Origin of the sequence: Paenibacillus sp. URB8-2 (assembly GCF_013393385.1) — a bacterium.
Classification (GTDB): domain Bacteria; phylum Bacillota; class Bacilli; order Paenibacillales; family Paenibacillaceae; genus Paenibacillus_AQ.
In genome coordinates, this window is sequence record NZ_AP023239.1 from 3,443,283 (window position 1) to 3,466,328 (window position 23,046).

Sequence of the window (23,046 nt, forward strand, 5' to 3'; positions counted from 1 at the left end):
CAGAAGGCGTTAACTCACTGCTTCCAGGGAGCATTTCCCCTTTACTTTGGAGCCTCCAGCGTGAACCGGCCAAGCTTGCCGGCGCGCAGCTCATGCAGCAGGGTTCGGGAGGCTTTTTCAAGATCCACTCTTCCGCCGCTGACCAGACAGCCTCGCTTTCGCCCTACCGCTTCCATGACAGCCACGATTTCGTCCGGGTTCTCCAAATCTTCCGGAAGCTTGTCAATCCCGTACCTCTCCCGGAATCTGTCACCGTAACCCTGCAGCAGATACTTTATCGCATAGAATGCGATGTCCTCCACATTGAGAATCTCTTCCTTGATTGCTCCGGTAATCGCCAGCCGGTAACCGACTTGCTGATCCTCGAACTTCGGCCACAAAATCCCCGGGGTATCGAGCAATTCAAGTCCGCCCCCGGTCTTGATCCACTGCTGGCCTTTCGTAACGCCCGGACGGTCGCCCGTTGCCGCGATGTTGCGGCCGGCCATCCGGTTGATCAACGTCGATTTACCCACATTGGGAATGCCGACGATCAGCGCCCGCATCGCGCGGGGATTCATCCCTTTAGCGATCTGCTTATCAATTTTTTCTTTCAGCAGAAGCTTGACCTGATCCGGAATTTCCTTGACCCCGCTGCCGGTGGAAGCATCCACGGGATGCGCGACATGGCCTTCCTGCTTGAAGTAAGCCAACCACTGCCGGGTCGTTTCGGGATCGGCCAGATCGCTTTTGTTCAAAATAATAAGCCGCGGTTTCCCCCGCAAAATATCGTCAATCATCGGATTGCGGCTGGACAGCGGAAGACGGGCGTCGAGCAATTCTATGGCAACGTCTATTAGCTTCAGCTTATCCTCGATTTGCCGCCTGGCCTTCGTCATATGACCCGGAAACCATTGTATGGTCACTGCCCATCGCCTCCTTTGTGCTGGTTATTCTAATGCTTGATCCATTCCATATCGGACACCGGCCAGAAAATGACATCCGCCCGGCCCACAATATCGCCCAGCGGCACATAGCCGATCATCCGGCTGTCCGTACTGTCCGAACGGTTATCGCCCATTACGAATACGTGTCCTTCAGGTACTTTACCGTCCTTAAAGTCCTCGTTGGGAAAGTTCTTGTCATTGTACAGCTGATTGTTCGCATGCGCCTGGTCGATCGCTTTTTGAAGGTAGGTTTCGTTCACCTTTTGGCCATTCACCGTTACCACGTCGCCTTCAACCTTCACGGTATCTCCCGCAACGGCGATTACCCGTTTGATAAAATCCCTGCCTTCGGAAGGCACATGAAAGACGATCACCTCACCGCGCTGCGGAGACCGGATATCATACAAAATTTCATTAACGATGACTCGCTCTCCGGTATGGAAGTTCGGCTGCATGGAAGGTCCGTCCACAATAAACGGCTTAAACAACAGCCAGCGAATCAGAATAACGAGGATCAAAGCGATTGCAATCGCCTTTACCCACTCCAATACTTCATTCTTTTGCTTGGGCGGAGCTTGACCGGCCTGATTCTCAGTTTCATCTTGCCCCTGATGCACATCCTGCTGCATAGTTCACCGTCCTCTTCTTAACCTTGACTGAACAAGGATCTTTTATGAACACTCTCTCCTCACAAATCAAAAAAACTTCAACCAAAAAAACCTCTGCTGAAATGATCAGAAGGCTTTTTCGAAAGAAGCCACCCCAGCTCTATATATCGGTAAGTGATGCGCAATGGTTGATAAAACGAAAGGGGCTTGAAATCAAGCCCCCTTCCTTTGCCGCTTGGATTAGCGACGGATCTCTTTAATTCTTGCAGCTTTACCGCGCAGTTCACGCAGGTAGTACAGCTTGGCGCGACGAACTTTACCATAGCGAATTACTTCGATTTTGTCAATCTTAGGCGAGTTGATCGGGAATGTTCTTTCCACACCAACGCCGTAAGAAATTTTACGAACCGTAAAAGTCGCACTGATTCCGCCGCCGCGGCGTTTGATTACAACGCCTTCGAACAGCTGGATACGTTCGCGGGTTCCCTCGATAACCTTAACGTGCACTTTCAAAGTGTCGCCAGGGCGAAAGCTCGGGATATCCTTGCGGAGCTGTTCTTGTGTAATTTCTTGTAAAATATTCATTAAGGACTTCCTCCTTCCGTACAGGTGTTCATGCCTCTTCAGGAGAAGCCTCTGTTCCCCATCATCATCCGCAGCGGACCACCGTATTCCACACAACAGAATTAATGATATCATATCAGGCGAATGAATACAACTATTTATTAGATTACAAAGGGAGCATATCCCGCTTTTTTGCCTTTGCTTGACAATCCCTGCATAACCCGACTACCGAGCCGTCATCCTGCGCATAAAACATCAGCTTGCCGTTTTTCTTCTTGCAGCTGGAACAGGGCTGTTCATTCGTATTTCCCCGGGCTCTGCGGTGCGCGTCCAGCGGAATTACATTGTTCTTTGAAGAATTTCCTTTGTTCAGTTTTCTTGTGCTCATAAGCCGGGTTACAGCATATATGACACCTACCGCCAACAAAATCACTAGGAATACAACATATCGCATCGCAAGTATCCTTTCTTTTGGGGGCTTTAGTTATTATTATACGGGAAGTTATTTTTATGAAACAAGTTTTTAAGCATGACGCCCAATTGTTGCATATTGTCCAGTTTGAGCGGCCATCATTTTTCGTGACTTCCCCAACTTTGGTCTAGTTAAGCGCCAGCCTCCAGCCCCTGTTTCAATAAATTTCCATAAGATATAATATTGGAAGTACATACATACGTCGTTTTGCATCAAAAGAGAAGGGATTAATTTTAAAGGGGGATTTTTAATATGATAAGTAAATTTGGAAAAATGACGGTAGCTGCTGCCCTTGCGGCCTTGCTTCTGGCGGGATGTACTGAGCTGCCCGGCAAAACGGCAAGCGGCGCGGACAGCGATTTGGACAAGTCCATAGAGGCTATCGGCGAAACCGTGCAGCAGGAAGCGGGCAAGGCGGCAGATTCCGCCCGGCAAGCCGTTGAGAATACCGCAAGCGATGTGGCGGATCGGATAAAAACCGGAAGCATTGTCAAGGAATTATCGATCACCCAGCCTGCCGGAAACGCCGATACGCTTCGTCTTGATAATTCGGTCGGCGAAATCGAGGTGAAAGCCGGAACAGTGTCCGATGTTAAGGTAACTGCAACTATACGCTCCTACGGCAAACTGATCAGAAAGGCGGACCGGCAGCAGATTCTGGATAACGCTGAAGTCTCTCTTCAGTCAAGCGGCGGCGAACTGCAGCTGTCCACTCATCCCAAAGACAAACCGGACACCGATTTATGGACCTGGGCCGAGAAAAGATACGGCTTCGCCGACTTCAGCATCTCCTACGCCATTGAAGTGCCCGATAGCTTGAGCCAGTATGAGATTACAGGCGATGTGGGAAAAATCAAACTGCGCGGTTTAGCAGGCACCTTCCATGTGTCCAGCGATGTCGGGGGGATCGAAATCGAGGATGCGCATATTACGGGAAAATCCACGGTAAGCACAGATACCGGCAGTATCTCACTACATTTTAACGCCATCGACGCCGACCTTACGGCGAAAACCGATGTTGGCAGCATTAGCGCGGCCCTGGATCAGTCGGTGAAATGCACCCTTGAGGCGAACAGTGAACTCGGCCGAATCTCCGGCGCGCCTTCCGACAAGAGCGACGTCAACGGCGGCGGACCTCTGCTCTCGCTGTCCTCCTCCGTCGGATCAATCAATATAACGAAGTAAACTCTGGGTAATTAAAGTTCAAAAGCAAACGGGCCAATCCAGGATAAATATCCGGATTGGCCCGTTTAATGGAATCGGAGTAGCGGGATTCGAACCCACGGCCTCACCCACCCCAAGGGTGCGCGCTACCAGGCTGCGCTATACCCCGATGTATGTATATCTTCTGCAGGTTGAATCGCGTTAGCGACAAATATTATTATACGACTTACCAATCCACTCTTGCAAGCAAAATCTGAGGTTAAGGCACACTAAATGCTTGCGAGAATCAACGTTCTACATATATTAAATTTCAGCTATAAACCATCGCTCAACATCAATTTACCGTATAGGCGCTCACCTGTGCAAATTTTCGCCGCGCACCTATGTATTCTATTTAAAGACAAAAAAAGGGCATATGCTTGATCTCGATTGCAAGAGCTTTAGGCTTGACCATAGAGGATTTATTTTAAATCGAGGAAATTGATACATGAGCGTGTGTACTCTTATGGTATACTCCGTAATATTATTCCATGTTTGTACTCCTGAAAAATAATAACTATTTATTTTGCATGAGTGTACTTATTAAATACACTCATGCAAAAAAACCTGAGATCCCGGTCTCAAGGCTTTTTTACTCTATTATATGATACAAATATATGTTGTAGTTTCAAGCGTACAATTTATGGAGTGCTGATCAAATCAAGATCTCCTCGATAAGACCCCGGTTTATCTTTATATCCTAATTTCTCTACAAAATCTTTTGCTGGGGCAAACACTTCCCCATTGGCTTGTATAATTCGATTATCTGCTAGACTAATCTCAACTGACTTGGAATTTTTGCTTAGCAACAACTTATTGGGCTGCTCTAATACCTCAATTCCAGCTGCATGAGAGAAATCTCTGACCGGGACATAGACTGTATCATTTAATTCAAATGCCCCTTGTCCTGTATACTTTACATATTCACCATCAATCGTAATATAGTAGGGGTCTTGCATCGTAATTAAATTACTTGTATCTGCTGTCATATAACTCTGATTACTAATAAATTTTTGAGGCATATATCTCGCATAGTCATATTGTTCACGACCTTGATATGTCAATAACCCTGTAGGAAGATGCAAATAAAAAATATTTTGAGAATCAGGATTACTTGATCCGAAAGAGAAACGGGCTAGCGAATTTGAATACCACTGTGTATATGTAACGCTAATGTTAAGGCGCTTTGGAGATTGAAAAGATTTTATTAGCTTATTATTTACAAGATCATAGATACTGTAAATTACTTTCTCGGGGTTACCAAAGATCCACTTTTCTTTAGTGGGATATGCTTCAACTATTAATGCATATTTATTGTCAGGGGAAAGGATAAGTTCACTATTTAAAACCTTGTTTTTATTCAATAAGGTTCGCGTTTTGCCTTGAACCCGATAAAAGTAATTAGGAGCTTGCTCATTCAGACGAGTTTTGGGGTTAACCGGTCTGCCGCCTATTATCCCTTCAACTTTAATATTATTTGTAACATTAATAACGAAGTTTCCAGCCCCATAGGTTTGCTTCCACATGTTTTTAATAGGTGTATAAGAGCCATCAGGTTTTATTTTTACGTATGACTCGTTATCATTAGGTTTAAGAGGAATTATATAGTCTCTTGGAGTTACAGATAAACTGTATTTATCCCAATAATTAGGGTTTAGGTGAGTAGGATATGTATATCCTATTTTTTGATTGGTAAATATAGAATATATTCCCGTCTCCCCCGGATATACCCTGAATACTTCGTAAGTATAATTCTTATCTAGATGAACAAATGCGTTCTTATAGGTAATTACTTTTGTTAAGGTTTTTTTTGTATAATTAAATATTAAAATGTACGAGTCGTGATTAGTACCTTTTGATGCAGCATTAATTGATAAAATATCACCTGATTTGTCTTTATAAGTATAAGTGTCGCTTGACTCACCAGAAATTCCGAAAGATGGTGAGTCAGTTGTCATGCTAAGTTTTACATCTACTGTTTCACCATCGTTAATCTGTTCAAGTTTCTTTGGGAAACTATATACTTCTAGTTGTCTTTCGCCAGTTGTAAAGTCAACCAGCTTAACTTTCACCGATTCACCAAACCCATTTCCCAAACTAAATCCAACTGTCATCTTTACATTTTGAAGCTTACTGAAATTTTCATTCTCCCCAAAGACCGAGCTAGGCAAAGCTATAATTCCGCATAATAAAAAAATCAAAAACAGATAATTTCTCTTTCTCAACACAATAATACACCCCAGTTTAATATAAAATTAAAGATTTTAATAGTTGGAGCAGGATCTCAGAGCTTTTCTTTTTTTCAGAAATTAAGTTAACTCCCATACTTCTCTATGTACTCGTTAAACTTCTCCTCCATCTTCTTGTCGGAGAGCGATTTGAACAAGGTAATAATTTTATCGGTGGTACCATTAACAAAAGTAAGTTCGTTGTACAATATGTAATCCCAAATTAAAAATCCTTTATCTCCATTAATGATCACTGGAGCAGACTTATGGATGATACCATGTTGTCTCCCTAGTCGATCAAAAATGGCTTTAATAGTATCTCCAACAATGATTTCTTTTGTAGATTTGGTAAGCTTTTGTTCCTGCTCATTTTTCTGATCCATCCTATTTTTCCTCCTTTGATTTTCTGGAAGAAATAACTTTTAGAACTATATCCTGAACCGTCGAGGAATTAAGCCAGTCAATTTTTTGGTCCAATTGAGGGACAGCGTTATCAAGTAGATAATCCCAATCGTAATTAATCTCAACTAGATCATTCGAGTTGGCGATTTCCATTCTATTTTCGCGCATTAAGATTCGGTATTTATAAGGCCAAAAACCAGTTTTGTGTTTTTGCATAATAAAGTGTTTGTTTTGATTAATATTTTCCCAGAAGTTTAAACCACCCAATGTTGAAATAGGTTTTCTAAATCCCATTTATACTCCCCCCATTATTAAATGTTGTGTCTTACTTTTAGATCCGCTATCGCTGCCATTACTTTGTCATAATCTTTTGTGCCATCTGGATTAACATCCGTTGTTATATGCGCTGGGGTTCCGTAGGCAGGATATCCATTGTACTCCATTAAAACATATATTGCCGGTCTTAATGATCCATCTTTTTTCCAGTCTACGTATCCATATGTAACTATATAAGTTGAACTGAAAATCTTTATACCTGAAGAAGTAAGCGGTCAATTACGGCTTGAGGAGTTCGGTTGATGCTTTTCATAAAAGCGGCCACATGGGAACGAATGACGTAGAACTTTTGGAAAAACACATTGTTCACGACATCGTGCTTTAGCCATTTCCACAAACCTTCCGTGGGATTGAGTTCCGGGCTGTACTTGGGTAAATAAACCAACTGCAATCGGGCGTGCTCCCTGAGAAAAGGCTGAATTTCATCGGCATGATGAATGTGGGCATTATCCAGTACAACCACGACCTTGCCGGAATACGTCTGTAAAATATCGGTCAAGAAGCGTTGGAACGCTTTCGCATCCAGTTTTTCTTCTTCCCGGTGAAGGACATGGCCGGTTTCGTAATCGATCGCTGCAAACAGCTTGGCACCCTGATGCTGGCCATACGTCTTGATTTTTCGCTGTTGTCCTCTCGGAAACCAATTGTACTGTAAGGCTAGATAGGCCCGAATAGCCGATTCGTCTTCAAACAGCAGATGATCCACTTTTCCTTGATCTAACTGGTCTTTGAGCTCAGGTAGCGTGACTTGGCGAAACTGCTCTTGCTCCTCTGGATTGGCCTTTGCCAAAGTATAGGTGGCCTTCGTGTAGCTGAAGCCAAGGCGGTTCAGCATTTTGGAGACGCCTTTGAGCGTGTAGTCTTCGCTATACTCCCGAAGAATCCAGGCACGAATGAGTTTTAACGTCCAGGTATACTTCGCTTCAAAGCCAACATCGACAGGGCGTTTCTCAGCGATGACTTGCTTCAGCCGTTCCTCTTGCTCATTCGAAAGTCGCTTGGAACCACCCGGATATTCACCCAATTCAAGACCTTGCAGTCCGTTCTTACGGTAGTTCTTCCAGTATCCGCTGATGGCCGGAAAGGATCTGCCCAAAATATCGGCAATTTCGGTGAGGGTCCGGCCCTCTAGATGCAGCCTTATCGCCAAATATCTTTCATACATCCGGGTACTTTCCGTTTCCTTCATGGCTTCTGTCAGTTTTCCGATCTCTTGTTCTGTAGTCATTTAAATCTCCGCCTTTTCAGGTTCTTTCTTACCTTTTACCCGATTCTGGCGGTCCTTAATATTACGAGTTCAATTTATATAAGTGATTAATATTACTGCCATGGCTAGCGGGGGATTTTTATTTGCTCAACATGAGTTTAAACCTTATTGTTGTTAGGCATCGTAAATTCCCTCCTTCTGGAAAGTCACAACTATTTGAGGTGAAGATTATTACCAAAGTCACGCCATTCATTGACCTTACCATTTACGAACGTAACACTAGATAAGCCATAGTACCAAACTTCTCTATCCAATAATTTGTTAACTGTATCTGGTGTTCCCATAATAGCTTTTACCGTTTCTTTAGTATCTCCTTCACCAAAATTATCCCCATTGTCTGATGTTGATGAAGGTGTAAGGTCCTGATCCGAACTGTCAGAAGCAGGAACATAAGCAGAACTTGCTCTCGCCTCAGCAATTACATCGTCTTTGGCTTTCTCTAATTCATCCTTGATGTCTGACAATATACTGTTTTTGATATCATCATTTTGTGTTTCTAATCTTGCATAAACTTGCTCTTTGTACTCCTCGAATTTACTTAGCTGTGCATCTGCGTTGCCAACTGTCTCCCATGTGTTTCCCTTTAACACTTTAGTCTCACCTGTGATCCGGTTAATCATCACTGGATATTTTTGATTCAGCTTATCGTATTTGTACAGACCGGGATAAATAAAAAGACCAAATGCAGCAATACAAAAAGCAACAGCTAAATAGTTTAATCCATCCTTGACGTTGAAATATTTATTCATTTAATAAACCATCCCCCACGATTTACATTTTAATCTTGACAAATAATGTATAAATCTCTCATTTCCAAAAATAATCTAATTCACTTTCTCGATACTCTTCATAAGCGTCGTCTTCCATCATACTTCTATGCATTTCTGCTAATTCATTTGAATAGTCATCAATTGTAATTTCATATCTGGCATCTTCAAATAGGTCTCTTAATTCATCTATGTATACAACAAAGAAATCATAACTCATTTCATAACCTATCTTTAATTTTAATAATAACTCCTGCATTTCATCATCAGACAAGCTTATTTCAAAGTGCATAAATTGATTTCTTATTTTGTTTAGATATTGTACAACTGTCTCAAAATCATCGGATATATCATAGTTACATAAGTATTTGGCTCTTTTAACTGCTTCATTAAGTGTTACCGTCTTGAGGGAGGGATTCGCTTCTAATACATTAGGATAACCCTTGGTAATCATTATCTTCTTCGCTGACATATATTTATCAAGATCAGCAAAAATAAGGTATTCATCATAATTTTTTAGTACAAGCTTAAATAGAATTTCGATTCCGTGATTCAAGGAAATCACAGCATCTTTTATATTATGTGCTAATCCGTCTTCTAGGGTTTCTATTTTTTCCATTATCAGATAAGCTGCTTTGAATGAATCTGCCCCGTTCTCCGCTAACCCCATTCTTATCATTACTTTCATCTCACTTTGCCTATGTATGCTTCGTATAAAATGTTGTTATTCAAAAGGAATTGTTATAACTCTCTAGATTTATAATTGTCTCTCCATACAAACTTTTTTATCTGTTCTTTCATTGATTTAAAAATTTCATCATGGTGATATTGGACACACTTATCAGACAAAGAATGCTTAAGCAAACTCAATTTTGATTTGTGGAGAGCGTTATTCTCGTCCACATGTAATATAGTCTTTCTGTCCCTTGGGTCAATTGAAATAATCCCCATATCCATCAATGTATGATGGTTCGGGCAAAGTACAATCATGTTCACTTCTTTATCCACTCCCTGTTCAGACAAGGGTTGAATATGATTTACTTCGGAATATCCGATGCCATTTATGTCTACCAGTGCTTCCCCGCAGATTTGACAGCAATTTCTGTATAGTACCTTTAACGCTCTAACCCTCTTCGTATCCCGCTTTCTTCTTTTTAAATTTATAAACTCAATAATTAAAATATCTTCATCAGCCCCAGAGTTATCAACCGATGAAGATTTGGAAAAAAAATCATTTGATTCCTCGTTTTCCGTATCGTGGTCAGCAGTAATATCATTCGGAGAGCCTGAATCGAAAGGGTGAAACCCTATGGACTCTTTTTGTTCTCGATACTGAGTGTACTGGTAAAAAGACTCTCGCACAAATGCCCGCTCCCACCCAAAAGTACGAATAATAGATTCTAATGCCTTACCATCGGTTTGTAACAGTTGATGAAGTATAGTATTGATGTGTAGGTGAGTTGGATATAGGATTGGCTCAATATCCATTTTAATTGAGATGCACCTTAAAACGTATGTCATTAAAGGAATAATGCTAGCAGGCTTGTTTGTTATGCCTTTCGTATTTACACCTGCTATGTATGGATCAATCTTCAACTCTCTACCATTCCAATACTTCTGGAAGAATGGTTGAGACGTATCTTCAAATGAAGTGACATGCTTCATTCGCAGGTCATAGTAGTCCTTAATGAATTGCGCTAGTTCACCTTTCAATAATATCCAAGGAACGCTTTGAGTCTCATACAGATTCTTCACTCGAACGGTATCATCATCCACTTGAAGGTCCCCTATAGACATACCGCTAATGTCCCCTGTATTGTAGCCAGCCCCCAGCCCTACTGCTATACATGCTTTAATCGTTAGGCTGGCGGTTTCATTATGTAGTTCATTGTAGATATCGTGATGAAACAGTCTGTAAAAATCAAAGCCTTTCGTTAGGTAATTAGCTTTTGGTTTTTTTCCGTTTTCATCCAAATAAATATCTTTAGGTATCTCTAGAGGAAACACTTTTCTTTCGCTCATCGGTAAAGCTAAGACTTTTTCCTGTACAAAAGCATAGAACTTTTTCAATGTATAAAAATATCCGTTTAGATTTTTATCAAGTGTGCCGAAGAAACCAACAATATTGCTTTCACTTATTGCTTCCTGTGCATCTGTGTTCCTCCCAACCAATTCAACGAATCGGTTGATTTTATGCCTATCCTGTATCCATGTACTGTTATTTTCATCGATAGTCTCTCTAAATAATTCAAATGCTTCTTGTATATCCAACGCCCTCTCACTCTCCTACAAGTGATCATTGTTGATGTACTTCTATATATTCCATGCTCTTATCTTCATTTGGCCGACAATCTCCACGTCACTTATACATACTCCACGCCCGCCAAATAGCCGTTTGCCCACAACAGCCCGCAAGCTGTAAATGTGCCCCTCTTCAAGATCAGAAGGCTACTCAGTCTGCCAAATAAAACGTTCTCCGTGCCCCTCGAAGACATAGTTGTGGACTGATGCCGGACTCATATATCTGTCATTAAAGTTTACTCCGTAATGATCCATTATGTACGCCGCGATGATGTCAATCTTGGTGTCCATATTTAACACCACCTATCAAAATATAGGATTATTTTACCATCGTACATTAGTAATGTCTGTGTCGAATTTGTTCATAGCTTTTATTCCTTTGGATAAACAAAAAAGGCGCTGAGAGTAGATCTCAGGGCTCTAGTTTTGTCGAGCTATAAACTCTTCTGTCGGCTCGGTTTATTCATTTCTCTTAAAATATAATAAATACGAAGAAAATTTTATCTTAGTCTAGTCTATATTTGGTTATTGTAGACCCTTTCTCTCCATGTCTATTAATATAAAAATCATTTAAATTCGTGAAAAATATACTCATTGCTTCATCATCCGAGCCCCAATACTCTTCAACATTTTTATTAGTTTTATATTTATTGTACGAATAATATGAATCCGTCCACTGTAACGAGTCAACAACGCTTAATGTATCCGCATCTAAAATATAATATTTATTTGTACATTTAACAGGAATATTTGATGCGTGTTTAAATGTGATAGTAGGTTGAAATTCGTCAAAATCTCCAAGAACATTTCTCTCTGTTATTCCACCAACAATGATATGTTTATCATCACTATATACAATAGAGAGTTTGCTTTGAAGTGGATTGGGTGATTGATTTTTCGGATATAAAAACACCCCCATTTTCTGAGAGTAATCTCCAAATTCTTTTGAAGCTAACAACTTGTGATTACTGTCATAGGTATATAATGTATTACCTTTTTGAACAATTAGTTTATTTCCTATAACTCTTATTATTTGATACAAATCACTATCTATATCAAATCCATACTTCTCTTCATAATCTTTGTAACTAATTCTTTCTGACCACTTCTCCTTTCCTGTTGGAGAAAAAGCTTTTAGCAAAAAGTCCTGACTCTTTTTAAATTCAAATGCCGTCAAAATAGTTCCATCTTTAAACACGCCAGCGAAAAAGTAAGGCCCCTTAAAATCTGGATCGACAACTAAATATGCGTGTGAACGGTCCGATGGTAATTTATATGAAAATAATTCATGAAATGTATTTAAATCATAGACAGTAATTCTAGTTCTAGCTTTGTTAATCACTGCAAAATAATCATAATTGATATCAATTTGTTCTCCTTCGATAACTTTAGACTTCTTAACCTTTCCCTTGTTACTATATATAACGATTTTTGTTTTGTACTGTGAGAGATCCCATTCTGTCGCTGCTAAATCTCCATTTTTCAATACATAATAATTGTATCCTGAGGCGAACTTTGGCATCGCTTTATTTAATATAGTTTTTCCAGTAGGATCAATAATAGTAAGAATATTGTTATTACCAGTAAAACGTTCATCAATTGCTAAATAAGTTGTTCCATCCTTTGAATAATAATTTTTTGCTGTTCCTGTTGTTCTTACCCAATTTTGCTTACCTGTTAAGACATTTATAGAGCTTATTCTAGATAGGTTCTTTTCATTTACACCTTCATATATCCTTGTATATGCTATAAGATTATTTCCATATGTTAGAATAGGGGTTCCCCATGTGCTGGGTTTTGACCATTGTGCTTTTGGCAGATCAGTGTATTCCTTCGCTTCAACTAGTGCTGTTCCTAATAATGAAAGAGCTAAAACCAATAATAGAAAAATCAACTTCTTCATTCCATATCCTCCAATGATAATAGACATTAATATTCTCTCTATCGTTTTTAGAAGTATATTCATCATTATTTGATGATAAATAATCACGATATACTTCCCTTCAAACCCAAAACCAACTTTTATGTACATAGCGATGATGTCACTTTTATGGTCCATATTAACATCGCTCTATCCTTGTATAGGATGACTTTACCATAATAAATAGTTCAAGAGTAGGAGAAAATTGGTAGTAATCAATAATCGAAAAAAAATGAATCCGAATTATCATATTACTAGTATTATTTATTACTAGTAATATGATAATATTAGTGTATAAAATATTGGGAGTGGTAAAGATGATTCCTTGGTTTAGAAACTTATTTGCGGACTATAGAAGGACAAATGGTCTAACCAGAAAACAGGTAGCAATTGAAACTGGATTCTCCGAAAGTTTTATACAAAAATTTGAAAATGAGGAAATACTGACAAACACAAGAATGGAGAATATTTTTAGATTAGGCGATTATATGCGCATGAGTAAGTATAATACTCTTATTTCCTTGCGCGACAAAACATATGTACTTGGGATAGACTTATCTGGAGATCCCGTACCAGAAGACATTATGTTTCAAGAACTGAATAACAAGTATGCTATTAATGCTCTCGGGAATCTAATTGACATTTTGAGTGTAGATATGGCGGCTGTATCAGTTAAAACGAATATAAGCGAGGTTCGATTGAATGAAATCAAAAAAAGTCGGCTAGAAAATTTCTCTGTTAGTGTTAACGAAGCTATTTTGATATGTAAAGCTCTTAATAAAAAATTTAGTGAGATATTTGCATTAGTAGCAGAAGATTTTAGGGGAGACCAGAATGCCATCAATATTGCTCAAACACTCCAAAATTATATTGAAAACCAACGCATCCCTGAAACAACTTTTGGTTCTGAAATTGCAATTGATATTTCAAACGATGAAAAAGAATTTCTTATCGAGATGCTAACGGCTTTCAGAAAATTACGGCTGAGTCCCCAAAAACCAGACCACAACAAGCAATAAATACATACGTGGTTATAGTCTATTATAAATATCATCGGTCTGCCCGACTCCGCCATCCGTGAAGCGGCCCTGCGGGTACGCTCCGCCGTGAGGAATTGCGTTTAGACATCATCGGCTTTTATTGCTTACTTTCTATCTAAAAATCAAAACCACCCGTATAACGGGTGGTTTGTTCTGCGGCTGAAAGCCTTTATTACTGGCCAGCCCTAAAGGGCACTGAATGGTTCGCCAACCGCACTACTTTTACTGCTACCCCTAAAGGGGTTTTCTATTTCTTCTTCTTTCGATTATCTTTGATCTCTTCTCCTGTAAATGGATCAATGTATTCCATGATTGTTATTTGTTCCGCGACGATATCCTCCTGCAGTTGATTTTGGATATATTCTTGTATCACTTTCTTGTTCCTTCCGACGGTATCCACGTAAAACCCTTTACACCAAAATTTCCGATTTCCATACCGATACTTTAGGTTGGCATGTCGGTCAAAGATCATCAAGCTGCTCTTTCCTTTTAAATATCCTATAAACGCCGATACACTGAGCTTTGGTGGAATACTCACCAGCATATGAATATGATCTTTACACGCTTCTGCTTCGATAATTTCTACATTCTTTCTTTCACATAGTTGTCTCAGTATTTTCCCAATATCTTGTTTCAATTTCCCATAGATTACTTGGCGTCTATACTTTGGGGCGAACACGATATGGTACTTACAATTCCATTTTGTATGTGCTAAACTGTTCACATCAGATGACATCTGTATTCCTCCTATTGTGCGATAAATTCGGTTGGCGAACCAAATTTATTGTAACATTAGGAGGAATTTTTTTTGATACATCGCTGGAAGCTCTCCCGAACCATACGCATAGCGTATGGTTTTCTTTTGCCAATAAATAGCCAACCTCCTATGAGATTGGCTCATAAATTATCGTTTTGTTTTTCGTCCTTTTTGTAATCCGCTTATTACGTTATTCATCGGCGTAAACAACTCGTGCTTTTCCTTAATAGATTTTTGTGACAAGTGCGTATATTTACTTACCATACGCAAGTCAGAGTGGCCCATTATCTCTGCCAAATAACGTTCACTTCCACCGTTCTCTAAGAACATTGTAGCAGAGAATCGATGAGTACATTCATAATTACATAATCTCGGAATCCTGCATAAGTGCGCTGGTCAGGTACAGCTAACAACTTTTTTAGATCATCAGTTGACATAATTTTCATTTCTTTCTGTGGTTCCTTTACCTTACGGATCTTAGAACATGGGTTCTTATCAATGTATCCTTCATCCTCAAGAAACGTAAATTGAGTTCGCAGCTTGCCGAACTTAGTATTAACCGTCACAGGCGATAAGCCTAGTGTCATATTCCGTTCGTTCTTATGGGGATGTTCATCCCATTTCCGTTTGGAATGTAACAACCAAGCAATAAAGGATCATAGTAAATCTAGTGTAATCCCAGTGATTGTTCGTTCGATTTTTTGTTCAGCAAGGAAATCACAGAGATACCGGTAACTTTCCCTATACATTTCGAGAGTCCTCGGTGATCGGCCTTCAGCTATCTTAGCGTTGTAAAAAATGTCAAACAATTCATTAAGGGATTTATCTCCACCTACCTTAGACCGACCATTTTTATACCGTTTGCCTATACGATTATCCACAAAAAAACGCCTCCCCTTCGCGTGTTTGCGATGGTTCAGCGCTGAAAATTTAATGTATGTAGCCGCTCACCTTTGTACCGTAAATGTACAAAGTCCAGCGTCAAAAACGTTGATAAATAAGGGATTCGTCGTATAATTCTGAAGTCCAGACCCCAAGGGTTCCCGCTGCAAGAGTGCTAGGTTGTCCCACAAATCAAGGTGAAATTTAGCTGAATCTTGAGGTAACACCGGCTATTACCTTTTTTAGAAGGACCGCTAATAATAGAGTAATGACAATGCAGATTAAATTATACGCAAGATTATCGAGACTTTTGCTTATTTTAGATGTGAGATGTAAAATCCGTTCATGAATCAAATAGATTTCAAGACTGTGTGTGCCGCAGAAGGTCAAGAAGATAAACTTTTTAACGCCACGCTTTGAAATAAATTGTAAAAAAGCAGCAAGAAACAAACACAAAGGCAGCGTGATTAAAATAAAAGGGTACCACCATATTCCATAATTCCATAAGTATTCGTCAGGTAAATATTTCAGACTGATAAGTAAAGAGGTCAACCCGAAAATGGCTGCCGCTAAGTTAATGATTACATGTGCCACAGTAGTTTTTTTGTGGATTTCAATCCAATACCCGACAAGAAACCCAGTGAAGAAAACAGGAATTCTGATCGTGAAAATAAGCAAATACGATAATGGGGTTGGAGAAATAGCAACGGATAACAGTAATGCACCAATACCTACCGCAGAAAGTATAATATATTTGTTTTTCGACTTAAAGAAGCTCATAAAGAAAGGCGTAAAGAAATATAAAACCAAAATCGCAGGAACGTACCAATCAAATTTCTTATCCGAGTTCAACCAAAAGCTTAGCGTGGTCAAATTTAAAACTGCATCTGTAAGCGACATTTCACCTTTATACCATTCAAAAAAACAAATGATAAACACAACGGTAAGATAGGTGGGAAGAATCCGCAGGAGTCTTCGCTTATAAAATGTAATTACGTTATTATCTTTCTGCCATGCAAAGTACAACCCCAAACCCGATAGCATTAAAAAAATATCCACTCCCCCATAACCGGTTGCTTTAATTGTATTGAGGATTGGAACAGACGAGACGTTAATCGTAGAATGAAAAAATACAATCCATAATATCGCGATCCCCATAAGCTCCGTTCTGTACTTGCTAATTACCTTGTAATTAAGGTTGTTCATAAAGTCCCCCCAGTTGAATGGATATGAAATAATTATAAACCAAAAATATATTTAGAATTTTATAGATAATTTTTAGGCGCTGTGCTATACTATCCCTACAAGGAAAGGAGGTGCGTTCACATTAATAATGACATGCTGAACGTATCCCTTACCCGGACCATTGGCTAATGAATCGGCCTTGGTGGCGCGGGATACGGATCACGAAAGTTAAGCGCCTCGGGTAGAGAGACCGTCTTCGGACGGTCTTTTTTCATTGACCGGATCATATCGATAAGAAAAGCACAAGACCGCTTAGCCTTGAACCAGGGTCCACGGATAAGCGGTCTACTGGAAACAGATCTCTGACTGGCCTTAGCAGGGCCGATGAATAGGCATCACTGCCACTTGGCAGCGGTTATAGGGCTTTAAGATTTCCGGTTCTTATAGAAGTCGATGATATCGCTGACCGTGCGGAGCGGCTCCGCTTCCTTGGAGGTCGGGTTCGTATTTGGCTTGAATTCGTCATGAGTCTTTGTTGTCATTTCAAAGTTCATCCTTTCGCTGGTTAGCCTTCTCTAGTATTTACGGCGCCTTATCTTATTACCCCAAAACAGCAGGCAACGACACCTCTACAATATATGGCTTTGATGAACTTTTTATGACGGCTATTTCCCCCTTTTTTTATTTCGAATATTCTGGAAACTCTGCGTGGTAAGCCAAGGTCTGTGTCAACAAAAAAACGCCTTTTTAACTTGTCCGTTAAAAAGACGCCTTCTCTTCACTGCTGCGGCTGCCGCCGCAAGCTTCTTTGTTCTCCGCCTTCAACCGCTCCAGCAGTTTAAGGTCTTTCGGTGTAAGCTCCACCTTTTCCAGCAGATCGGGTCTGCGCTCCAGCGTCCGCTTCAGCGCTTGCTCCTTCCGCCACCCTTCGATATTGGCATGATGGCCGCTCAGCAGCATATCCGGCACCTTCCAGCCCCGGAACTCGGCAGGCCGCGTATAATGCGGATATTCCAGCAGCCCCGTGCTGAACGAATCGGTTACGGCGGAGGATTCATTTCCCAGCGCCCCCGGTTGCAGACGTACAACCGCATCTATAACCGTGAGGGCAGGCAGCTCCCCGCCGGTCAGCACATAATCGCCGATCGACAGTTCATCGGTAACGAGATGCTCCCGGATGCGCTCGTCATACCCCTCATAGTGGCCGCAAATAAAAATGAGATGCTTCTCGCCAGCCAGCTCCTCGGCAATTCGCTGATCGAAGGTCCGGCCTTGCGGGCACATGAGAATAATCCGCGGTTTGGCGTGCTCTTCCTTCAGATCATCCAGAAGATGCTCCACCGCGGCAAAAATCGGCTCGGGCTTGAGCACCATCCCCCCTCCTCCGCCATAAGGGGTGTCGTCAACGCTGTTATGCTTGTTGTTCGCAAAATCGCGGAAGTTCACCGCGCTCAGCTTGGCGATGCCTTTTTCCTGCGCCTTCCCCAGAATGCTCGTCCCGAACACGCCTTCACACATTTCCGGAAAAAGCGTCAACACATCAACTCGGATCATCACAGCAATCCTTCCATCAGTTGAATCTTGACCCGTTTGTTCGGCACATCGACGTCAATCACCACATCGTCAATGACCGGAATCAGAAGATCCTGACCTTTCGGGCGCTTGACCACCCAGACATCATTGGCCCCTGGCGTCAAAATTTCGGTAATGACACCAAGAGGTGCGTTCCCTTCTTCCTCCGTAAAGACCTCACAGCCAATAATATCGTGAAAATAGTATTCGTTCTCCGGCAGTTCTACCCGAGCGCCCTCAGTCACTTTGATCAGGCTGCCTTTGTATTTTTCGACCTGGTTGATATCGCTATAGCCCTTCAGCTTCACGATATACATGCCCTTATGTTCGCGTGCCGCTTCCACGGTGACCTCAAGCCGTCCTTTTCCGTCTTCCGGTATAATCAGCAGCTTGCTGCCCGGCGCAAATCTCACCTCGGCAAAATCGGTTCGGGACAACACTTTGATCTCCCCACGAATGCCGTGGGTATTGACCAGCTTGCCTACCGTTAACAATGACTCCGTCATGCCATCCACTCCCTTACCACTTCAGCTTTATATTCATAACGTTCCCCGGTATAAGCAGCCTATGCCCGCGGGAAGGTCTATTAATGTCAAAATTAGCACAAAAGGAGCCGGAATCCAGTGATCCCCAGCCCCTTTTCACATGACACCGATCAGGATAAAATATCCACGGTGACGCGCTTATCGCTCTTGACTGCTGCCGATGTAACGACTGTCCGGAGCGCTTTGGCGATCCGTCCCTGCTTGCCGATCACCTTGCCCACATCATTAGGATGAACGGACAATTCATAGACAATCAGATGATCCTTCTCCACGGTCCGCACCGTTACATCTTCCGGATGATCCACTAAAGCCTTAGCAATAACTGCAACTAATTCTTCCATAGAGGACCCTCGCAATCATCAGTCATTATTTCGCTTGCTTAGACTCATGGAACTTCTTCAACACACCCGCTTTGCTCAGCAAGTTGCGAACGGTGTCGGATGCTTGCGCACCGGTTTGAAGCCACTTGAGTGCTTTTTCCTCATCGATGTTCACTACTGCCGGTTGTGCAACCGGGTTATAGTAACCAATTTCCTCGATAAAACGACCGTCACGAGGAGACCGGGAATCGGAAACCACTACACGATAGAAAGGCGCTTTATGAGCACCCATACGTTTCAGACGAATACGTACTGCCACGAAATTCACCTCCTTATAAGAATATCCCCTCCCAAACCCTCCCCGATGGGGAGGGCCCCAAGGGCTGCCGCCCTCTGGACACCCGCTAATGGCAATTGGCGTTGGCGGATGGACTGGCGGGACCTTGGACTGTTAGGGTAATGATCGCTTTTCGTCCCTGACGGGACACGCTTAACTGTCAATGTATCTAGTCACGGGTTGAACCCTGAAAACTAACTGCAAAAGACTTAAGAGAGTTGATTAACCTATGTTGTACAATGGTTAATCTCGAACAAAATATTAAAGACTAAAGATTAAGCATTAACGGAAAGGGAACTTCATGCCTTTGCCGCCGAGCGCCTTAAGCTGCTTCATGGCATTCTTCTTGGAGGCTTTGCCTCCTCCGCCCATTCCGCCCATCATGCCGGAGAACTGTTTCATCATCCGGCGCATCTCATCGAACTGCTTGATGAGCCGGTTCACCTCGGCGAGCGAGGTGCCGCTGCCGGTGGCGATCCGCTTGCGGCGGTTATGGTTGATGATCTCGGGTTGGCTCTTCTCCTGCTTCGTCATCGAATGCACGATGGCTTCGACGCGGCCCATCTGCTTGTCGTCGACCTTCAAATCCTTCATGCCCTTGGCTTTGTTCATGCCCGGGAGCATGTCGAGGATTTGATCGATCGGGCCGAGCTTCTTGACCTGATCCATTTGTTCCAGGAAATCGTCGAACGTAAACTCCGCGTTGCGCATCTTACGTTCCATTTCCTTCGCCTTGTCGGCGTCGATGTTGGCCTGCGCCTTCTCGATCAGCGACAGCATGTCGCCCATGCCGAGAATACGGGACGCCATCCGCTCCGGATGGAACGGCTCCAGCGCGTCGATCTTCTCGCCGAGAGCGGCGAACTTGATCGGACAGCCGGTTACGGCCTTGACGGACAGGGCGGCGCCGCCGCGCGTATCGCCGTCGAGCTTCGTCAGCACGACGCCGGACAGCTCAAGCTGCTTGTTGAAGCTGTCAGCCACGTTCACGGCATCCTGGCCGGTCATAGCGTCGACAACCAGCAGCACTTCGTCCGGCTTCACAGTAGCGTGAATCTGCTTCAGCTCTTCCATGAGCTCTTCATCGACATGCAGGCGGCCGGCGGTATCGATAATAACGTAATCGAGATTGTTGTCCTTGGCGTGCTGCAGGCCCTGCTTGGCGATTTCCACCGGGCTTACTTTGTCGCCCAGCGAGAACACCGGCACCTTGATCTGCTCACCGAGCACCTCAAGCTGCTTGATTGCTGCGGGACGGTAGATGTCGCCGGCCACGAGCAGCGGGCGATGATTTCCCTTTTGCAGCAGCTTAGCCAGCTTGCCGGAAGTGGTCGTCTTACCGGCGCCCTGAAGGCCCGCCATCATAATAACGGTAGGCGGCTTGTTCGCCTTGGCCAGCTTGGCCTGGCTTCCGCCCATCAGATCGGTAAGTTCCTTGTTGACGATGTCGATGATGACCATGCCCGGCGTGAAGCTGTCCATCACGTCCTTGCCGACCGATTTCTCCTTCACCTTGGCAACAAAGTCTTTGACAACCTTGAAGTTAACGTCCGCTTCGAGCAGCGCAAGTCGCACCTCGCGCATTGCCTCGTTTACGTCTTCTTCGGATACTTTGCCTTTGCCGCGCAGCTTGCTGAACACACTCTGCAGTCTTCCGGTTAATCCTTCAAATGCCATAGGCTGCCTTCTCCCTTCAAGCTACTCCAGCTTCTCCAAAGAATCCACAATATCCGCAAAACGCCGTTTGAACGGCTCAGGCAGCACTACGTCCTTCGGCAGGCTGCGCAGTTCTTCCAAATACCGGGTGCGGCTTTCATGCTTCGCCAATAACCCCAGCTTGTTCTCATAGTTCTCCAGCACTTGCTCGGCGCGCTTGATATGCTCATACACGGCTTGGCGGCTGATATCGAATTCGGCGGCGATTTCTCCCAGCGAGAAATCGTCGTGGAAATAATATTTCAGAAACGTCTGCTGCTTGTCGGTAAGCAGAGGTTCATAGAATGCGAACAATAAATTAATTCGGTTGGTTTTCTCTAGCCGATTACCCTGACTCATCAAGGGCACTCCCTTCGTCAAGGAAAAACACTTTACACCATTTCAACGCTCCTTATAATACCTAAAACAAAGAAAGATGTCAAGCATTTTTGCTTGTCACTTTTTAATCAGACAGATGTGCCCATTGCCCGCTTCCATAGCGCAGATAGATGATGTCAGTGAGAAACACTTTCTCAGGCTCACCTTGGTCAAACTGGCACTTAAGCAGGTTGGGACAGATTTGGTGGGGCCCGAATGGAGCGATTAATGATTTCGTAGCGCTGTCCCTCTTATGGGTCATAGTTCAGAAGCGGGGGATACCGGATGTAAGGACAATTCATGGCTGAGAAGCGGATTTCGTTCATGCCCCTTTTTTTGACAATCCACCTATTTTGTCCGTTTACCATAAAACGCTTACATCTTAGTATTGTATTTATGAAAACGTTTTTCTAAATTCGAAAGGAGCTATCATATGTCTGCATTCATGGGTGAAGTGATCGGCACATTAATTCTGGTTCTTTTGGGTTGCGGTGTTGTAGGTGGTGTCGTGCTGCATAAATCAAAGGCACAGAACTCGGGGTGGATTGTCATTACGATGGGATGGGGATTTGCTGTCGCTTTCGCCATTTATGCAGTAGGCGGTATAAGCGGTGCACACTTGAATCCGGCCGTCACCATCGGGCTAGCTTCAATAGGAGCTTTTCCTTGGGGGCAAGTCCCCATTTATCTGTTAGCTCAAATGACCGGCGCTTTTCTTGGAGCGGTTCTACTCTGGTTATACTACTTCCCTCATTGGAAAGAAACAGAAGACCCGGGTTCCAAGTTGGCTGTATTTTCAACCGGTCCTGCTATTCGGCATACACCTTCTAATTTAATGAGCGAGATATTTGGCACTGCTGTATTAATGTTCGGGTTACTGTGTATTGGCGCCAACCGGTTTGCAGAAGGACTTAATCCCATTATTATCGGTTTCTTTATAACAGCCATCGGTTTATCTCTAGGAGGGACAACCGGCTTTGCCATTAACTCCGCTCGCGACTTAGGCCCGCGTATTGCCCATTTTTTACTTCCTATAGCGGGAAAGGGCTCCTCCGATTGGAAATACTCATGGATTCCAGTAGCCGGACCTATTGTCGGGGGGGTATTGGGCGCACAATTCCATCATGCTTTATATGTAACCGGTTCTATTTATGCCTTGTTTATCCTGATTGGAATAGCAGCGGTATTGGTTATGATCGTTCGAGCAACGGACTCCGCCAAATTCTTCAGTCACCATCCGTTTATTAAGAAGCAAAATAAGCAAGTATCATAGCACTTCATTTTGAAGCCAACTAGTGGAATTCTAAAGAAACCAAAGCCCCTGATGTGTTCAACCAATA

23 protein-coding genes and 1 tRNA gene are annotated in these 23,046 nt (G+C 42.7%); 3 read left to right on the forward strand and 21 right to left on the reverse strand.

Features of this window, described 5'->3' with window-relative positions:
• Positions 1 to 41 precede the first annotated feature (41 nt).
• From ylqF to rplS, 3 genes are all read right to left on the reverse strand, one after another.
• Positions 42 to 905: a ribosome biogenesis GTPase YlqF gene (gene ylqF / locus PUR_RS15800; RefSeq protein WP_179036074.1), complete on the reverse strand. Its 864-nt coding sequence runs from the start codon at positions 903 to 905 to the stop codon at positions 42 to 44.
• A 29-nt stretch (positions 906 to 934) separates the two neighbouring features.
• Entirely contained in the window at positions 935 to 1,555 is a 621-nt protein-coding gene (gene lepB, locus PUR_RS15805; protein WP_179036075.1) for a signal peptidase I, read from the reverse strand.
• Positions 1,556 to 1,774: 219 nt separating this feature from the next.
• Positions 1,775 to 2,119, reverse strand: a complete 345-nt coding sequence (rplS, locus tag PUR_RS15810; protein WP_025335399.1) for a 50S ribosomal protein L19 — start codon at positions 2,117 to 2,119, stop codon at positions 1,775 to 1,777.
• A gap of 703 nt (positions 2,120 to 2,822) precedes the next feature.
• Between rplS and PUR_RS15815 the strand changes: the two genes are divergently transcribed.
• Positions 2,823 to 3,755, forward strand: coding sequence for a DUF4097 family beta strand repeat-containing protein (locus tag PUR_RS15815; RefSeq protein WP_179036076.1), 933 nt, complete (start codon positions 2,823 to 2,825; stop codon positions 3,753 to 3,755).
• A gap of 74 nt (positions 3,756 to 3,829) precedes the next feature.
• Here PUR_RS15815 and PUR_RS15820 read toward each other — a convergent pair.
• The 10 genes from PUR_RS15820 to PUR_RS15865 form a co-directional block, all read right to left on the reverse strand.
• Positions 3,830 to 3,903, reverse strand: a tRNA-Pro gene (locus PUR_RS15820).
• A gap of 511 nt (positions 3,904 to 4,414) precedes the next feature.
• Positions 4,415 to 6,001 carry a copper amine oxidase N-terminal domain-containing protein gene (locus PUR_RS15825; protein WP_232101528.1) on the reverse strand — a complete coding sequence of 529 codons (1,587 nt, stop codon included), beginning with the start codon at positions 5,999 to 6,001 and terminating at the stop codon, positions 4,415 to 4,417.
• A gap of 86 nt (positions 6,002 to 6,087) precedes the next feature.
• Complete coding sequence (locus PUR_RS15830) at positions 6,088 to 6,384, reverse strand: hypothetical protein (RefSeq protein WP_179036078.1); 297 nt, start codon at positions 6,382 to 6,384, stop codon at positions 6,088 to 6,090.
• Between the two features lies 1 nt (position 6,385).
• Positions 6,386 to 6,697 carry a hypothetical protein gene (locus PUR_RS15835; RefSeq protein WP_179036079.1) on the reverse strand — a complete coding sequence of 104 codons (312 nt, stop codon included), beginning with the start codon at positions 6,695 to 6,697 and terminating at the stop codon, positions 6,386 to 6,388.
• A 235-nt stretch (positions 6,698 to 6,932) separates the two neighbouring features.
• Positions 6,933 to 7,967: an IS630 family transposase gene (locus PUR_RS15840; protein WP_179034717.1), complete on the reverse strand. Its 1,035-nt coding sequence runs from the start codon at positions 7,965 to 7,967 to the stop codon at positions 6,933 to 6,935.
• Between the two features lie 191 nt (positions 7,968 to 8,158).
• Positions 8,159 to 8,755: an outer membrane protein assembly factor BamE gene (locus tag PUR_RS15845; protein WP_179036080.1), complete on the reverse strand. Its 597-nt coding sequence runs from the start codon at positions 8,753 to 8,755 to the stop codon at positions 8,159 to 8,161.
• A gap of 58 nt (positions 8,756 to 8,813) precedes the next feature.
• Positions 8,814 to 9,461, reverse strand: a complete 648-nt coding sequence (locus tag PUR_RS15850; protein ID WP_232101529.1) for a hypothetical protein — start codon at positions 9,459 to 9,461, stop codon at positions 8,814 to 8,816.
• A gap of 53 nt (positions 9,462 to 9,514) precedes the next feature.
• Positions 9,515 to 11,044, reverse strand: coding sequence for an HNH endonuclease (locus PUR_RS15855; protein WP_179036081.1), 1,530 nt, complete (start codon positions 11,042 to 11,044; stop codon positions 9,515 to 9,517).
• A gap of 177 nt (positions 11,045 to 11,221) precedes the next feature.
• The gene (locus tag PUR_RS15860; protein WP_179036082.1) at positions 11,222 to 11,365 is read right to left on the reverse strand and encodes a hypothetical protein; all 144 of its coding nucleotides are present in this window, start codon (positions 11,363 to 11,365) and stop codon (positions 11,222 to 11,224) included.
• A gap of 214 nt (positions 11,366 to 11,579) precedes the next feature.
• Positions 11,580 to 12,977, reverse strand: coding sequence for a hypothetical protein (locus PUR_RS15865; protein WP_232101530.1), 1,398 nt, complete (start codon positions 12,975 to 12,977; stop codon positions 11,580 to 11,582).
• Positions 12,978 to 13,312: 335 nt separating this feature from the next.
• Here PUR_RS15865 and PUR_RS15870 point away from each other — a divergent pair, with 335 nt between their 5' ends.
• A complete protein-coding gene (locus PUR_RS15870) occupies positions 13,313 to 14,014 on the forward strand; it encodes a helix-turn-helix domain-containing protein (RefSeq protein WP_179036084.1) in 702 nt (233 codons plus the stop codon).
• Between the two features lie 268 nt (positions 14,015 to 14,282).
• Here PUR_RS15870 and tnpA read toward each other — a convergent pair whose 3' ends face one another.
• The 8 genes from tnpA to PUR_RS15910 all read right to left on the reverse strand — a co-directional run bounded on the left by tnpA (position 14,283) and on the right by PUR_RS15910 (position 21,688).
• A complete protein-coding gene (gene tnpA, locus PUR_RS15875) occupies positions 14,283 to 14,771 on the reverse strand; it encodes an IS200/IS605 family transposase (RefSeq protein ID WP_179034640.1) in 489 nt (162 codons plus the stop codon).
• A 1,107-nt stretch (positions 14,772 to 15,878) separates the two neighbouring features.
• The gene (locus PUR_RS15880; RefSeq protein WP_179036085.1) at positions 15,879 to 16,880 is read right to left on the reverse strand and encodes an acyltransferase family protein; all 1,002 of its coding nucleotides are present in this window, start codon (positions 16,878 to 16,880) and stop codon (positions 15,879 to 15,881) included.
• A 738-nt stretch (positions 16,881 to 17,618) separates the two neighbouring features.
• Positions 17,619 to 18,410, reverse strand: coding sequence for a tRNA (guanosine(37)-N1)-methyltransferase TrmD (gene trmD, locus PUR_RS15885; protein ID WP_179037942.1), 792 nt, complete (start codon positions 18,408 to 18,410; stop codon positions 17,619 to 17,621).
• Between the two features lie 2 nt (positions 18,411 to 18,412).
• A complete protein-coding gene (rimM, locus tag PUR_RS15890) occupies positions 18,413 to 18,937 on the reverse strand; it encodes a ribosome maturation factor RimM (RefSeq protein ID WP_179036086.1) in 525 nt (174 codons plus the stop codon).
• A 149-nt stretch (positions 18,938 to 19,086) separates the two neighbouring features.
• Positions 19,087 to 19,317 carry a KH domain-containing protein gene (locus PUR_RS15895; protein WP_025335405.1) on the reverse strand — a complete coding sequence of 77 codons (231 nt, stop codon included), beginning with the start codon at positions 19,315 to 19,317 and terminating at the stop codon, positions 19,087 to 19,089.
• A gap of 25 nt (positions 19,318 to 19,342) precedes the next feature.
• Entirely contained in the window at positions 19,343 to 19,615 is a 273-nt protein-coding gene (gene rpsP, locus PUR_RS15900; protein WP_025691349.1) for a 30S ribosomal protein S16, read from the reverse strand.
• 300 nt (positions 19,616 to 19,915) lie between these two features.
• Positions 19,916 to 21,310, reverse strand: coding sequence for a signal recognition particle protein (gene ffh / locus PUR_RS15905; RefSeq protein ID WP_179036087.1), 1,395 nt, complete (start codon positions 21,308 to 21,310; stop codon positions 19,916 to 19,918).
• A 21-nt stretch (positions 21,311 to 21,331) separates the two neighbouring features.
• Complete coding sequence (locus tag PUR_RS15910) at positions 21,332 to 21,688, reverse strand: putative DNA-binding protein (protein WP_179036088.1); 357 nt, start codon at positions 21,686 to 21,688, stop codon at positions 21,332 to 21,334.
• Between the two features lie 451 nt (positions 21,689 to 22,139).
• Here PUR_RS15910 and PUR_RS15915 point away from each other — a divergent pair, with 451 nt between their 5' ends.
• Positions 22,140 to 22,979, forward strand: a complete 840-nt coding sequence (locus PUR_RS15915; RefSeq protein ID WP_179036089.1) for an MIP/aquaporin family protein — start codon at positions 22,140 to 22,142, stop codon at positions 22,977 to 22,979.
• Positions 22,980 to 23,046 lie beyond the last annotated feature (67 nt).